Raw genomic sequence first — 14,420 nt, 5'->3', positions numbered from 1 at the left:
GTTCAAAATGTTTGAGAATTGCATTTTTAAATGTGTTGAGGTTCTGTACAAATACAATAACAGGTTAAAACAATGCAAGACTATTTTGCCACACAATCCAAAGAAACAAACCCAGATACATCATACAAACCACAAACTTCATAAAAGAAGAAGCAAGAAAACCCAGAAGGGAGCCTGTTGCCGCTTTCAAAGCACGTTTATGGTTTTTGTTGTCATATATAAGTTCACCTATAAATGCGCCCACAAACGGCCCGATAATAAAGCCCAACGGAATTGGAGCAAAAATACCAACAATCAAACCAATATTGGTTCCCCAAATGCCATAGGAACTTCCGCCAAATTTTTTGGTTCCTTTGGCTGGAATGATGTAATCCAAAATGGTCAGTGTAATAGTTATCAATAATGAAATACCAAGAATCCAATAATTGGCTTGAACAGCAGTAGTAAAGTACAATAATACAATTCCAACCCAACTGATGCTTGGCCCAGGTAAAACAGGAAGGAAACTCCCAAAAACGCCCGCAACAACACAAACAAAACCCAATAGTAAAAGGAGAATATCCATAAAAATATTTTTAGTAATTTTGACGCAGAAAATACAAGACCTTAATCATATACGAATATGAGAAAAATAATTGTATTTTTATAACCTATTTGTCCCATTCAAAAAACAAACATTGAAGCAGTTTCCTTTTTTTATAGTTTTTATACTTTTTAATTCCTGTCAATATTTTGACAAGCAGGTTCCTTCCGAAAAGGAATTGTTGCAAAAGGAATTGAAGTCAATCAATTGGAAAGAGGTAGACGAATATCCATCAGTTGTTGATTGTGATAAAATTGAAAATAAGAAGCAGCGAGAACAATGTTTTTTTGAAGTTCTAACCCAGCTGATTCAAGAAAAATTATGTAACGACACCTTGTCTATGCTTTATCCAGAATTGGACACTATTGAGGTAAAAGTGACCATTTTCCCGAACGCTACCATGAAATTTGAACCTCAATTTCCTAAAGATTCGGTAGCATATGATACCGTGAAAATAGACAGTATTCTTAAAGCCCGTTTGGTCGACTTCCCAAAAATAAATCCAGCAATCAAGAGAGGGTTACCAGTAAAAACTCAGTTTATACTTCCCGTAATTCTAAAAGTGGAATAACTAATGCCTTTTACTTTTTCACATCCAGCTATTCTTTTGCCTTTTTTTAAAAGTAAAAAGTTTTCTATTACAGCTTTGATTGTAGGTTCTATGGCGCCAGATTTTGAATTTTTTTTTAGAATGAGAACACAAAGCGAAATAAGTCATACTTTTTCGGGTTTGATATTAATTGATTTTCCGCTTGCAATTATAGTTACTTTTTTGTTTCATGGAATAATAAAAAAACCATTTTTAGCTAATTCTCCTGCTTTTATTCAAAAACGAACTACCGAGTTAAAACACACCAATTGGTTTGAATATTTTAGAAAAAACAGAGTGATAGTCTTTCTTTCTTTTTTTCTTGGAGCATTTTCTCATTTTTTCTTGGATTCATTCTCGCATTGGGATGGTTTTATGGTACAAAGAATATCTTTTTTAAATTCGATATTTCTTTCGTTTCCAATTTATGAATGGATACAGTATAGTACTTCTTTGATTGGGATTGTAATTTTTGGTTTGTATTTCTTTAGAATTCCTAAACAAGCTGTTTCTATTGCTACTATTTCTATACCATTTTGGTTAATTACATTTTTAATTGCGTTAATAATTATTTTTTTTAGATTTACCATAGTAGTGGGTTGGCAAAGAATCGCAGATATCATAATAGCTGTATTAACCTCAATTGTACTGGGGTTAACTTTTTCAAGTCTTATTTTTATAAAGTATAAAAAGCCTTAGAATTTCCTGCCTTTCCAATCATATTTTCCAAACAAGCAATACATAGCCACAGTAGTGCTGAAAACCGGGTACCAAAAACTGCTTAAAAATAAATAGTGAATTTTATTTTTTGTCAAGAAACAGTTGGTTTGCTTGATTAACACAGTGTCTATTCCAAATTTGACAAGGAAATACAATCCAAGAATAGGAAAAGAAAATAAGCCAAAAACAGTTAGAAAAATAAGTGAAACCAAACTAAAATTCATGATAAAGACAAGAAATCCCAGTCTTTTTCCAAAATCACTTTGATAAGAGGTCGTTTTGGATGCCCATCGAACCCGCTGGTAAAACAATGACTTCCAATCATTCAATGGTTTTGTAGTAACAATGAAGTTCTTTGATTTTAAATACGCCACTTTTTCAGGATATTTGGCTATTGCCTTTTGCAACAGAAAAACATCATCTCCACTTGCTATTGTTGTATTTCCATCGAAACCCTTAAGCAATTGAAAGAAAGATTTAGTATAGGCAAAATTCGCACCATTACACATAAACCCTTTTTTGATTCCAAAACTCCCAATTGTTGCACCTTGTAAACTGGCCAAGTCCAATTGCTGGAACTGATGTAAAAAAGAACTTCCAAAATCATAGGTAACCGCGCCTGCAATCATAGAAAATTGATGCGATTGAATGTAGTTGTTCAAAGCTAACAACCAATTTTCAGAAACCACACAATCGGCATCAGTGGTGATAACCCAGTCAGTTTTTACAATTTGCATCGCTGTTGTAATTGCATCTTTCTTTGGAGAATTTGAAACTCGAATGTTGTCAATTAACAAAATCTTAAATTCAAAATCGTTCATCTTAAATCTTAAATCGGAATCATCATCAACCAAAATCACTTCAAACAAATCAGACGGATAATTCAATTTTGAAAAACTTTCCAATAACATGGGTAAATTATCAGCTTCATTTCGAAAAGGGACAATAATACTAAAGCTAGTTTTTGGTTGTAAGTCAATGTGTTCGTATGGATCTATTTTTGTAAAACCATAAATGAGCCAACTTATAGTCAGAACATAAATGATTGCAATGCCTAATAAAAACAAAATCATAGGATTTCTTTGGGGTTAAATTTTTCTTTAGGGGATAAGGGAGTAAAATTCATTACATAATAACTTCCAATAAGCACGGGTAAAACCACATTCAAAAACCACATTAACGTAGTTACAAAAACGACTACCCATTCATTAACGCCCAATATTCCAAAGAAATAAACAGCTACACTCCCTTTTACTGCAAAATCCAAAAACTGAAATGTAGGCAAAGAAGAAGCTAGAAAGTAAACACTTGATATGGCTGAAATGAGAATTAAATAAGGCAAATCAACATCAAAAGCCAAAAACAAAAAGTAGTATTGATGGGAGAAAACCAAATACCTCGATAAGGCCAAAAGCATATTTTTTTGATGAATCGATTTTGGGATTTCGTTAATTTTATGAATCAGTTTTTCTATAGAATAACCTTTAATTTTGATTTTTTTGACTGAGAACAAAACAACAATTAGAATTACCAGAATCCCAAAAAGAACCGCAACTGTTTTGACAGTAATCACGTTGTATCGTGCATTGAAATATAACAATCCAAAAATTCCAAAAACTACAGTCAGAATCATCTGAATTCCGTTGCAAATTAGGTTTAAAAACACTACTTTCTTAGCTTCTTTTTTGTCAAAGTACAATGCTTTTCCGGCATATTCTCCAACACCATTTGGAGTAAATAACCCTGCCGTTAACCCTGCCAAGACCTGTTTGGTAGCTTCTTTTAAAGAAATTGTGTGAAGGCAGGAAACCAAATATTTCCATTTCAGGATTTCGAATAAGCGATTTAATACACTCAAAAGCAGAATAAATCCAATTCCTAAAACCGATTGATTTTTATGAAAAAGCACCATGAATTTTTGCCAGTCGAGCTTGTCATTATTGACCAATTGGTTGTATATAAAATAAAAGGCGCCACCTACAATCAAAAGTTTGACTAGAAGTACGAGGAATTGCTTAGTTTTGTGTGGAATTGAAATCATACCGCAAAGTAAAGGAAAAACTAATACAAAAAGTCGAGTAAATACTGGCTGAATTTCATAAAAAAATCAAATTATAAATAGGTAATGATATGAGTAATAACAAAACATGGCACGAAAAACATAAAGAAGCTTTAGGCTTTGGTAGCCGTTTGGCCGATTCAGTAGCTAAAGGTATGGGTTCTTGGAGATTTATTATTATTCAAAGTGTTTTTGTAATAGTATGGATGGCATTAAACCTTATCGCATATACGAGTCACTGGGATGTGTATCCTTTTATATTACTGAATTTAGTATTCTCTACTCAGGCTGCTTATGCGGCTCCTATTATAATGATGTCTCAAAACAGGCAAAGTGAAAGAGACCGTATTCAAGCGCAATCTGATTATAAAACCAATATAGATGCAAAGTTGGAAATTGAAGCTTTGACAATTAAGTTGGATAAAATTGAAACCGAAAAATTAGATAAAATAATTGCGATGTTGGAAGAGATGAAAAACAATTCTATAAAATAAACTAAATCAGCATATTTCAGTATCACAGCTTTAAAAACAAATGGTGACAAAAGAACGCATTATATTAGGAATAGACCCCGGAACCACAATTATGGGTTTTGGATTGATAAAAATCGTCAATAAAAAGATGGAGTTTTTGCAACTCAACGAATTGCAATTGTCCAAATACGACAATCATTACCAGAAATTGAAAATCATTTTTGAACGCACCATAGAATTAATAGAAACGCATCATCCTGATGAAATTGCGATCGAAGCTCCATTCTTTGGCAAGAACGTGCAATCGATGCTGAAGTTGGGTCGCGCACAAGGAGTGGCAATGGCTGCAGGACTTTCCAGAGACATTCCCATTACGGAATACGAACCCAAAAAAATAAAAATGGCCATTACCGGAAACGGAAATGCCAGCAAAGAACAAGTAGCCAAAATGCTTCAGCAACTGTTAGGGTTGAAAGAATTACCAAAAAACTTGGATTCAACTGATGGTTTAGCAGCAGCGGTTTGTCACTTTTTTAACTCTGGGAAAACGGTCGGAGAAAAAAGTTATACGGGTTGGGATGCTTTTGTGAAACAAAATGAGGAACGAGTTAAGAAATAGTGATCAGTGGTCAGTTTTTTAGTGATCAGTTGTATTTGGTAAAATAGTATTGGCTCTGTTCAAAAAGATAGTAGTTACAGAAACAACCCTTATACATTTATTTTACAGATAAATTTGTTTGTATATATTGGTCTTACCTATGGCACTTTTTGAACACGCCGTGAAATGTGTATGGACTAAAGTCCATCCCTACAATATCTGTCGAGCCTACGGCTCTTTAAAGTGAAGTTCCGTAGGAACGATTCATATTGTAGCCCCGAACTTTAGTTCGGTGAAAGTAAATATCGATATCCAGAAAGTGCCGAAGGAACGACTCATATATACACAGCATTAAAAAACATTAATAGCATCCAAATTAAAACATCACTATCTTTTTAGAATAGAGCCATAGTATTCAATAAATAGTTACTTCTTTCAAAACTGATCACTAAAAAACTGAACACTGAACACTAAATTATGTCAGGAATTTACATACACATACCCTTCTGCAAGCAGGCTTGCCATTACTGCGATTTTCATTTTTCGACTTCAATGAAGAAGAAAGAAGAGATGGTTTTGGCTATAGCCAAAGAATTGCAAATGCGTAAAAATGAATTTCAGAACGAACTTGTTGAAACCATTTACTTTGGTGGAGGAACGCCCTCAGTATTGCAGATTGCAGAATTAAGATTTTTGATTGAAGAAGTCTACAAGAACTATAAAGTTGTTGAAAATCCAGAAATTACTCTTGAAGCAAATCCAGATGATTTATCAACAGAACGAATTATTGAATTGTCCAAAAGTCCAATCAATCGACTCAGTATTGGAATTCAATCCTTTTTTGAAGACGATTTGAAGATGATGAATCGTGCTCATAATTCGGCGGAAGCCAAAAAATGTTTGGCAGAAGCAACAAAATATTTCGATAATATTTCACTCGATTTGATTTATGGAATTCCGGACTCGAGCCAGAATGGCGAACAGGCGCAGCAAATGAGTAACGCAAAATGGAAGCAAAACATAGAGACCGCTTTGTCTTTTGGAATACCGCACATTTCCAGTTATGCTTTGACTGTAGAACCCAAAACAGCTTTGAACAAACTCATTCAAACCGGAAAAATAGCCAAACCCAATGACGAAGCTGCTCAGGAACACTTTGCGATTTTGGTTGAAACCCTCGAAGCCAATGATTTTATCCATTATGAATTATCTAATTTTGGGAAGCAAAATTATTTTTCAAAGAACAATTCGGCCTATTGGTTGGGGAAAAAATATTTAGGAATTGGCCCATCTGCGCATAGTTATGATGGTGTTTCCCGAAGCTGGAATGTCTCGAATAATTCGTTGTATTTAAAATCGATTCAGGAAGGCAAACTGCCCAATGAAATCGAGATTCTCTCGATTGCCGACCGTTACAACGAATCTATTATGACGGGTTTGAGAACGATTTGGGGTGTTTCTTTGGATAGAATTGAAAACGAATTCGGAGCGGAATATTTGGAGTATTTGTACAAACAAGCTCATAAGTTCCTTGACGATGGTTTGCTTGAAATTGTCACTTCGAGTGATTCCGCTTTTGGGAGGAATAGTATCGAGAAGATTTTGAAACCAACTCCAAAAGGAAAATTTTTAACGGATGGAATTGCAAGTGATTTGTTTTATTTAAATTTGGAATGAAATAGAACGCAGATAAAACGGATGCAAGCAACACTGATAAAAATCCGTAGAATCCGCGTTAGTATATCTGAAAAATCCGTGTTCAATTATGATAGCAAACATCAACAACGAATTTAAAGTCAATTTATCAAAACCCATTGATATTTCGATTCCGTTAACTAATTCAGACGAGAATCCAATTGCTTGGTACATCGAAAAACCAGTAATAGAACCCGTTGTTTTTGGCGATTGGATAGGAAGCAAAAAAGATGGAGCATCTACAAATTTCAATAACATTTCCTTCAATCCTCACGGTCATGGAACCCATACGGAATGCTTGGGTCATATTACTCGAGAGTTTTACAGCATCAATCAATGTTTGAAACAGTTTTTCTTTTTGGCAGAACTGATTTCTATTGTCCCAGAAATACGAGGAGAAGATTTGGTGATTAGCAGTAATCAGATTAAAACAGCATTGGGTTTGAAAACACCAGAAGCAATTATCATTAGAACATTACCCAATTTTAAAATAAAAAAATCACTAAAATATTCCAATACCAATCCGCCTTATCTGGCAGAGGATGCGGCAATTTTTATTCGCGAAAGCGGTATCAAACATTTACTGATCGATTTACCAAGTGTAGACAAAGAACATGATGAAGGAAAATTATTGGCACACAAAGCATTTTGGAATGTAAAAGATGTCAATAATTTAAATAATGATGCCCGATTGGATTGCACAATTACCGAGATGATATATGTATCAGAAGAAGTGGAAGACGGAAGTTATTTGTTGAATTTGCAAATTGCTTCTTTTGAGAATGATGCAAGTCCGAGTAAACCTATTTTATACCAAATATGATACAAGTATCCACAGATAAAAAGAAACTTGATGTTTCTTTTATCCAAAATTTTCTAAAAGATATTTATTGGGCAGCAGGAAGGACTATGGACGAAGTGCAGAAAACAATAGATAGTTCAATTTGTTTTGGAATTTACCTCGAAGACAAACAAATTGGCTTTGCAAGAGTAATTACCGATTATGTTGTTTTTGCCTATGTGATGGATGTTTTTATTATTGAAGAACATAGAGGAAAAGGATATTCGTCTGTTTTGATTTCGGCAATGATGGAAGAACCTTCTTTGAAAGAAGTTAAAATATGGAGACTGGCCACGAAAGACGCTCATTTTTTGTATGAGAAATTTGGTTTCAACGCCTTAGCATACCCAGAAAGAATGATGGAAAAAATAGTATAAACAGCAATTCGATTGTTTTCGGACTTTGACCAAGATTAGAGGTAAAGTTCTTATGAAAAACTAAACTTGTGGAAGAGCCCCGATAGCAGTGGAAATCCTTTTTATTTTTCTTTTAAAATAAAAAGATTGCAACGGATAGCGGGACTAATCGTCTTGAATACATCAAATGCTGTGCTCCAAATTAATTATTAATTAAGGCTACGATGAATTTAGAAACTTATTACGAATACTGCCTTTCCAAAAAAGGCGTTACCGAGCATTTCCCGTTTGACGAAGATACTTTGGTTTTTAAAGTTGGCGGAAAAATGTTCGCCTTATCTTCCTTACTGCAATGGGAAAAAGGACATCCTTCAGCTAATCTCAAATGTGATCCCGATTGGGCACAAGAACTACGAGCAGAATATGATGCAATTCAACCGGGCTTTCACATGAGTAAAGTCCATTGGAACACAATTGCTATAAATCAAGATGTCTCTGATACTTTTTTGAAAGAATTAATCGATCATTCGTATGATTTAGTTTTTAAAAGTTTAACCAAGAAAATTCAAACGAAATTTATTGAATAGCGGAGGTAAATAGTGCAAAATAATATTATTTTTGTTGATGTTGAATAGCAATTCTTTATTCTTTTTTTTTAGAAAATTTAATTTATTTAATTCATTCGTCTATACTTTTTTGCAATTCGCCGAAGTCTAATGTATTTTTAACGAAATTATTCCTTACATTTGAGTATAAGTTATATTTTTAGCGTACATAATCTTAAAAATTAACTAAAATGTCAAAATCCTTAAATATTCTTCTTATAGAAGATGATGCAATTGAAGTAATGAAGTTTAATAGAGTGTTATCTACTCTAGGGATGAATCATAAAATTGTTGAAGCTAATAATGGTGAGGAAGCTCTTGGAATATTAAAAGAGAAAGAATTTATACCACATATTATTGTACTTGATTTAAATATGCCTAAAATAAATGGTATTGAATTTTTAAGAATTTTAAAAAATGATGATTTTTTTAAATTTATCCCAGCTATTGTTTTGACAACTTCAAACAATCATAATGATATTTTTGAATGTTATAAAATTGGAATTGCGGGATATTTATTAAAGCCTCTTAAATATGAGGACTATGGAAATAGAATAAAAAATCTACTAGAATATTGGATGACAAATGAATTAATTTCTCAATAGACAATTTAATTTTTCAATAGATAATTATGTACGGAATAGTAAACAAAGCCATTGAAGATTTAGTAATTGCTAATTTTGGCGAAGAAAAATGGGAAGCTATCAAGGAAAGAAGTGGTATTGATATCGATTTTTTTATCAGTAGCGAGCCTTATGACGATGACGTAACTTTTAAATTAGCCGTTGCTGTTTCTGAAGAAATGAACATGACCGTATCAGAAGTGTTGATTGCTTTTGGTGAATGGTGGGTTATCAGAACAACCTCCGAAAAATATCCAGGATTAATGGATTCTGGAGGAAACAATTTAAGAGATTTTTTGGTAAATTTACCTAACTTTCACAACAGAGTAATGTTGATTTACCCAAAATTGACTCCTCCAGAATTTAAAGTAAGTGATATAACCGAAAATGGGTTGTGTTTACACTATTTTTCTAAAAGAGAGGGATTACAAGAATTTGTTAGAGGATTAATTCAAGGATTAGGAAAAATGTTTAATACCCCGCTTACGCTAGAATTAATTCAAACACGTAACGAAGGTAGTACACATGAAATTTTTAAAATAAACTTGTAAATGAATAAATTAGAATTTAATTTTAGTGATGATAGTTTTAACCGGTTATTTCCATTTTATATTCTAATTGATAAGTCATTACAAATAGAAAATTTTGGAAAAAGCTTAGTCAAAATTTGTCCCTTTATAAAAAAGAGCACTCCTTTCTCGGATAATTTTAGCATAAAAAAACCACGTCTTGATAATCCTACTTATGAGGATATAATCAATAACAGCAATCAGCTGACAGTAATTGAAAATAAAATTAACGGGATTCCTTTAAGAGGTCAATTTGAGCTAATAAATAATTCCTTGTTATTTGTTGGGTCACCCTGGTTCAATTCTACGCTTGAAGTTGTTGAAAACAAGTTAACATTTCGTGATTTTGCATTACACGACCCACTTATAGACTTACTCCACGTACTTAACAATCAAGAAAATAATTCTAAAGAATTGAAAGAATTATTAATGGTAGTTAACAATCAAAAAAATAAATTAAAGCAAGCCAATAAGGAAATTCATAATATCGCACTTTTTCCTACCAAAAACCCAGATCCCTTAATACGTATTGACGTTGAGGGAAATATAATTAATAAAAACCCAGCAGCCGAAAAACTCACAATTCTTGAATATGAGGGAATATCATATGAAACTAATGATTTTTTTAAATTTATTATCCACAAAATAGATTTAGATCAAGAGCGATTTACTTTTGAAGCAAAGGCAGAGACTAAAGATTTTTCCTTTATTTGCAAGAGTCTAAAAGAAGAAGGTTATGTAAATATTTATGGAAGAGATATTACAGAACAAAAAAAAGACCAAGCAGAGTTACGCAGATTGTCTCTTGTAGCAAGTATTAACGAGAACGGAATTGTTTTTACACATAAAAACGGAAAAATATTTTGGTGTAATGACTCTTATTTAAAACTTACGGGATATTCTATTGAGGAAGTGATAGGGAAAACACCAATTGAAATAGGAAAAATTGAAGGTTCTGACCTAGAGGATTTAGAAAAAATGTTAATTCCATTTTATAAAGGTGAACCATTTGATCTTGAACATCTTCATCGCAAAAAAAACGGAGAGAACTTTTGGGTTAAAACCAAAGGGCAACCTATTTTAAATTCGAATAACGAAGTAATTCAATACTTTGCTATGATCGAAGATATAACACAAAAGAAAGAGCAAGATGAACGACTTTATTTGCTCTCTTTAATCGCTGAAAAAAATATAAATTCAGTTGTTATTTGTGATAAGCTCGGGCGAATTGAATGGGTGAATGAAAGTTTTTTGAATCTATCCGAATATACTTTTGAAGAAGCAGTAGGTCAAGTTCCTGGGCATTTATTACAGGGGCCTGAAACTAAACCGGAAACTGTTGAGTATTTGAAAAATCAAGTCATGCAAGGATCATCTTTTGAATGTGAAATTGTAAATTACTCTAAATCTGGATACAAATATTGGATTAGGTTACAAGGGCAAGCATTGCTTGATAGAAAAGGTAAAATTAGCAAGTATTTTGCTGTTGAAGAAAATATTACAACCAAAAAAGAATTAGAAAATCAGAAAGAGGAGTTGATGGAAAGTCTGGCTAAAAGTAATAAAGATTTAGAAGATTATGCATCAATAGTCTCACACGACTTAAAATCCCCTTTGCGAAGCATTCATTCTTTGTTGACTTGGATTAAAGAAGATAATGACAAGGAATTTAATGAACAAACATTGAAATACCTCAATATGATTGAGGGGAAAGTGGAAAAAATGGATCACTTAATTGGAGGTATTTTGACCTATGCTAAAATTGATAAAGGAGATTTTGTTGAAGAAAATGTAAATGTTCATCAGATAATTGAAACCATAATCAGTATTATTGATATACCAAAAAATGTTAATATTATCATTAAAAATCAATTACCATTTATACAAGCTGATCGTTTTAGAATCCAGCAGTTATTTCAAAATATAATTGGTAATGCAGTTATTTATGTAGATAAACCCGAAGGTCTTGTTGAGGTAGGGTCCGAAGAATTTGAAGATCATTATGTTTTTTTTATAAAAGATAATGGGCCCGGAATTGCAAAAGAAAATCAAGAAAAAATATTTAATGTATTTCAATCATTTACAACTAGTGACCGTTCCACAGGCATTGGACTTTCTATTGTTAAAAAAATAATTGAGACTTACAATGGCAAAATTTGGATTGAAAGTGAACTAGGAATCGGTACAACCTTTTTTATACAACTTAACAAATAGTAAATATGAAAATTAATCAAGCATACAGAACTGAAAATAATGGTTGGATTTACATTCAGGAGAAAACAAAATTGAATAATCCTATAGTCTTAGTTTTTGCAAATCGGTTTTTATTGGAAAATCAGGAACTTATTCAAGATATTCGTAACGAGTTTCCATACGAGCATATTGTTTTTGGCTCCACTTCAGGTGAAATTATTGGGAATCTAGTTTATGAAAGTTCTATAACTGTAACCGCAATTGAGTTTGACAAAAGTACATTTGCCATAGAAACAGAGAATATTCTTAACTATGATAAGAATGCACTAAATTTAGGAAAAGCATTATTTAACAAAATCGACAAGAAAAATCTAAAACATTTATTTGTTTTGTCTGAAGGTAGTTTTGTAAACGGAAGCTCTTTGATAAATGGGTTGGAAGATCAAATCGATGATAGTGTATCAGTAACAGGAGGAATGTGTGGAGACGATTCCAGATTTGAAAAAACGTTAGCTTCATACAAAGAAGATCCAAAAGTAGGTGAAGTTGTTTTGATAGGTTTCTATGGAGAAACGTTGGAAATTTCTTTTGCTAGTTTTGGAGGTTGGTTGCCCTTTGGACCAGAACGTGTTATTACTAAATCAGAAGGAAATACACTGTATGAAATAGATGGCCAACCTGCATTAGACTTATATAAAAAATATTTAGGCGAAAAGGCGAGTGAATTACCACAATCTTCTCTTTTATTTCCTTTAAATGTTACTCCAATTGGTAAAACAGAGCCTGTTGTAAGAACCATATTAAATATTGATAATGAAAATAATTCGATGATATTAGCAGGAGATGTACCAATGCATTCAAAAGTTCAATTAATGATGGCATCAATTGATGGTATTTCTGAAGGAGCATGTTACGCAGCAAAATTGGCAATGAAAGGAAGAATAAACGACCCTGAAATAGCAATTTTGGTCAGCTGTATTGGAAGAAAGTTAGCTATGAATCAAAGAGTTGAAGAAGAAATAGAGCAAGTACAAGATGTAATAGGAAAAAAAACGGCTATAACAGGGTTTTATTCGTACGGCGAAATTGCACCTTTTAGCGGAACTTCAACAGCAACTTGTGAACTCCACAACCAAACAATGACTTTAACCTTAATAAGTGAATAATGAATTCGTTGTTAAAAAGACAAATAGAAAAAAAATTAAAGGGAACAGAAAACGATTTGAATCCTTTTTTTGAGGCTATTGATGAATCATATAAAAATTATGAAAGTCAGATTGATTTGTTGCAAAGAGCAATGAAAATAAGTTCTGATGAGCTTTTTGACGCGAACCAAAAATTAAGAGCAGAAGCAGAAAGTTTAAAAGAAGTGAATAAAAATTTGGAATTTATCCTAAATTCAATGAATTTGGATATGAATATCAATACAAATATCGATAATTTAAATCCCTCGGAATATATTAAACAGCAATCCATAGTTATTGTTGATATCAATAAGCAAAGAGAATTACTGCTAACTAATCTTGAGAAACAAAATAAAGCATTAAATGAATATGCTCATATGGTTTCCCATGATTTGAAAGCACCTTTAAGAAGTATTGATGCCTTACTTAATTGGTTTATTGATGATAACCAAGTTATTTTGGATGATAACATGAAAAAATCATTGCAACTGATATTGTCAAATGTAGAAAAAATGGATTTGCTTATAAAAGGGATTTTGGATTATTCTTCTATAGACAATCAAGGCATTGTAAATAGAAGTGTAGACTTAAATATGCTTATGGACGATGTTTTCAGAACAATTTTTGTTCCAGATCATGTTAAAATTTGTATCAAAAATAAATTACCTAAAGTATTTGGGAATGATTTTAGATTTAAACAATTATTTCAAAATTTAATTCAAAATGCCATTAAATACAACGATAAAGAAAAAGCAAATATTGAAATTGGAAGTGAAGAAAATAAGGATGAATTTAAGTTTTATATAAAAGATAATGGCATTGGAATTCCAGAGAAATACAAAGACAAAATTTTTGACATGTTTTCTAAATTGGAAAATAATGATCATTCGACGGGAATTGGGTTGTCTATAGTAAAAAAAATTGTGGACTTATACAAAGGTAAGATATGGCTGGAAAGTCAAGAAAATATTGGAACAACATTTTATTTTACAATACTCAAAGATAATGGAGCAACCTAATTTAAATTATATTAATCAATTATCTGGTGATAATGAAGTATTTAAGGCTAAAATTATTGCAATTATAAAAAAAGAATTACCGCAAGAAAAAGCCTTGTATGATAGTCAGATGCTAAATAATGATTTTGTGAACGCAGCCCAAAGTGTTCATAAATTAAAGCATAAAACTTCGATTTTAGGATTAGAAGTAAGTTATCATGTGGCAGAATCTTATGAAGATAATTTAAAAAAGAATTCTACAGAATTACAAAATGAGTTTGATGCAATTCTTAATTTGATGCAACAATTTGTAAACAATTTGTAATATATTTAT

At 32.1% G+C, this 14,420-nt stretch carries 17 protein-coding genes; 14 read left to right on the top strand and 3 right to left on the bottom strand.

Going from position 1 to position 14,420, the window contains the following annotated elements; all coding sequences use genetic code 11:
- Positions 1-64: 64 nt before the first annotated feature.
- A complete protein-coding gene (locus AC8GF4_RS15235) occupies positions 65-565 on the bottom strand; it encodes a DUF456 domain-containing protein (RefSeq protein WP_506595794.1) in 501 nt (166 codons plus the stop codon).
- 112 nt (positions 566-677) lie between these two features.
- On the opposite strand from AC8GF4_RS15235, the gene AC8GF4_RS15230 reads away from it, so the two are divergent.
- Together AC8GF4_RS15230 and AC8GF4_RS15225 are read left to right on the top strand one after the other, a co-directional pair.
- Positions 678-1,154, top strand: coding sequence for a hypothetical protein (locus tag AC8GF4_RS15230; protein WP_506595793.1), 477 nt, complete (start codon positions 678-680; stop codon positions 1,152-1,154).
- Positions 1,155-1,157: 3 nt separating this feature from the next.
- Positions 1,158-1,871 carry a DUF4184 family protein gene (locus tag AC8GF4_RS15225; RefSeq protein ID WP_506595791.1) on the top strand — a complete coding sequence of 238 codons (714 nt, stop codon included), beginning with the start codon at positions 1,158-1,160 and terminating at the stop codon, positions 1,869-1,871.
- Here AC8GF4_RS15225 and AC8GF4_RS15220 read toward each other — a convergent pair.
- Together AC8GF4_RS15220 and AC8GF4_RS15215 are read right to left on the bottom strand one after the other, a co-directional pair.
- Positions 1,868-2,965, bottom strand: coding sequence for a glycosyltransferase family 2 protein (locus AC8GF4_RS15220; protein ID WP_506595790.1), 1,098 nt, complete (start codon positions 2,963-2,965; stop codon positions 1,868-1,870). The genes AC8GF4_RS15225 and AC8GF4_RS15220 overlap by 4 nt on opposite strands.
- Positions 2,962-3,933, bottom strand: coding sequence for a hypothetical protein (locus tag AC8GF4_RS15215; RefSeq protein ID WP_506595787.1), 972 nt, complete (start codon positions 3,931-3,933; stop codon positions 2,962-2,964). The genes AC8GF4_RS15220 and AC8GF4_RS15215 overlap by 4 nt, the downstream gene beginning before the upstream one ends.
- Before the next feature lie 89 nt (positions 3,934-4,022).
- On the opposite strand from AC8GF4_RS15215, the gene AC8GF4_RS15210 reads away from it, so the two are divergent.
- The 12 genes from AC8GF4_RS15210 (at position 4,023) to AC8GF4_RS15155 (ending at position 14,411) form a co-directional block, all read left to right on the top strand.
- Positions 4,023-4,445, top strand: coding sequence for a DUF1003 domain-containing protein (locus AC8GF4_RS15210; RefSeq protein WP_506595785.1), 423 nt, complete (start codon positions 4,023-4,025; stop codon positions 4,443-4,445).
- Between the two features lie 43 nt (positions 4,446-4,488).
- The gene (gene ruvC, locus AC8GF4_RS15205; RefSeq protein WP_143378189.1) at positions 4,489-5,043 is read left to right on the top strand and encodes a crossover junction endodeoxyribonuclease RuvC; all 555 of its coding nucleotides are present in this window, start codon (positions 4,489-4,491) and stop codon (positions 5,041-5,043) included.
- Between the two features lie 456 nt (positions 5,044-5,499).
- Positions 5,500-6,699: a radical SAM family heme chaperone HemW gene (hemW, locus tag AC8GF4_RS15200; RefSeq protein ID WP_506595783.1), complete on the top strand. Its 1,200-nt coding sequence runs from the start codon at positions 5,500-5,502 to the stop codon at positions 6,697-6,699.
- Positions 6,700-6,787: 88 nt separating this feature from the next.
- On the top strand, positions 6,788-7,540 hold the full coding sequence (locus AC8GF4_RS15195) for a cyclase family protein (RefSeq protein ID WP_506595781.1): 753 nt from the start codon (positions 6,788-6,790) through the stop codon (positions 7,538-7,540).
- Positions 7,537-7,935 carry a GNAT family N-acetyltransferase gene (locus tag AC8GF4_RS15190; protein ID WP_506595779.1) on the top strand — a complete coding sequence of 133 codons (399 nt, stop codon included), beginning with the start codon at positions 7,537-7,539 and terminating at the stop codon, positions 7,933-7,935. Before AC8GF4_RS15195 ends, AC8GF4_RS15190 begins: the two co-directional genes overlap by 4 nt.
- Positions 7,936-8,138: 203 nt before the next feature.
- Positions 8,139-8,501, top strand: coding sequence for an MmcQ/YjbR family DNA-binding protein (locus tag AC8GF4_RS15185; protein ID WP_506595777.1), 363 nt, complete (start codon positions 8,139-8,141; stop codon positions 8,499-8,501).
- 209 nt (positions 8,502-8,710) lie between these two features.
- Positions 8,711-9,124, top strand: coding sequence for a response regulator (locus AC8GF4_RS15180; protein ID WP_506595775.1), 414 nt, complete (start codon positions 8,711-8,713; stop codon positions 9,122-9,124).
- A gap of 26 nt (positions 9,125-9,150) precedes the next feature.
- The gene (locus tag AC8GF4_RS15175) at positions 9,151-9,693 is read left to right on the top strand and encodes a heme NO-binding domain-containing protein (RefSeq protein WP_506595773.1); all 543 of its coding nucleotides are present in this window, start codon (positions 9,151-9,153) and stop codon (positions 9,691-9,693) included.
- Positions 9,694-11,925 (top strand): PAS domain S-box protein, encoded by a 2,232-nt coding sequence (locus AC8GF4_RS15170; protein ID WP_506595772.1) that lies wholly within the window; start codon positions 9,694-9,696, stop codon positions 11,923-11,925.
- 5 nt (positions 11,926-11,930) lie between these two features.
- Positions 11,931-13,070, top strand: a complete 1,140-nt coding sequence (locus AC8GF4_RS15165) for an FIST signal transduction protein (RefSeq protein ID WP_506595771.1) — start codon at positions 11,931-11,933, stop codon at positions 13,068-13,070.
- Positions 13,070-14,107: a sensor histidine kinase gene (locus tag AC8GF4_RS15160; protein WP_506595769.1), complete on the top strand. Its 1,038-nt coding sequence runs from the start codon at positions 13,070-13,072 to the stop codon at positions 14,105-14,107. The genes AC8GF4_RS15165 and AC8GF4_RS15160 overlap by 1 nt, the downstream gene beginning before the upstream one ends.
- Positions 14,094-14,411, top strand: a complete 318-nt coding sequence (locus AC8GF4_RS15155; protein WP_506595767.1) for an Hpt domain-containing protein — start codon at positions 14,094-14,096, stop codon at positions 14,409-14,411. The genes AC8GF4_RS15160 and AC8GF4_RS15155 overlap by 14 nt, the downstream gene beginning before the upstream one ends.
- Positions 14,412-14,420 lie beyond the last annotated feature (9 nt).

The organism is Flavobacterium rarum (SeqCode), from assembly GCF_965234445.1.
Lineage (GTDB): Bacteria > Bacteroidota > Bacteroidia > Flavobacteriales > Flavobacteriaceae > Flavobacterium > Flavobacterium rarum.
Note: the sequence above shows the minus strand (reverse complement) of the source record. Positions and strands in the feature narration are given on the sequence as shown.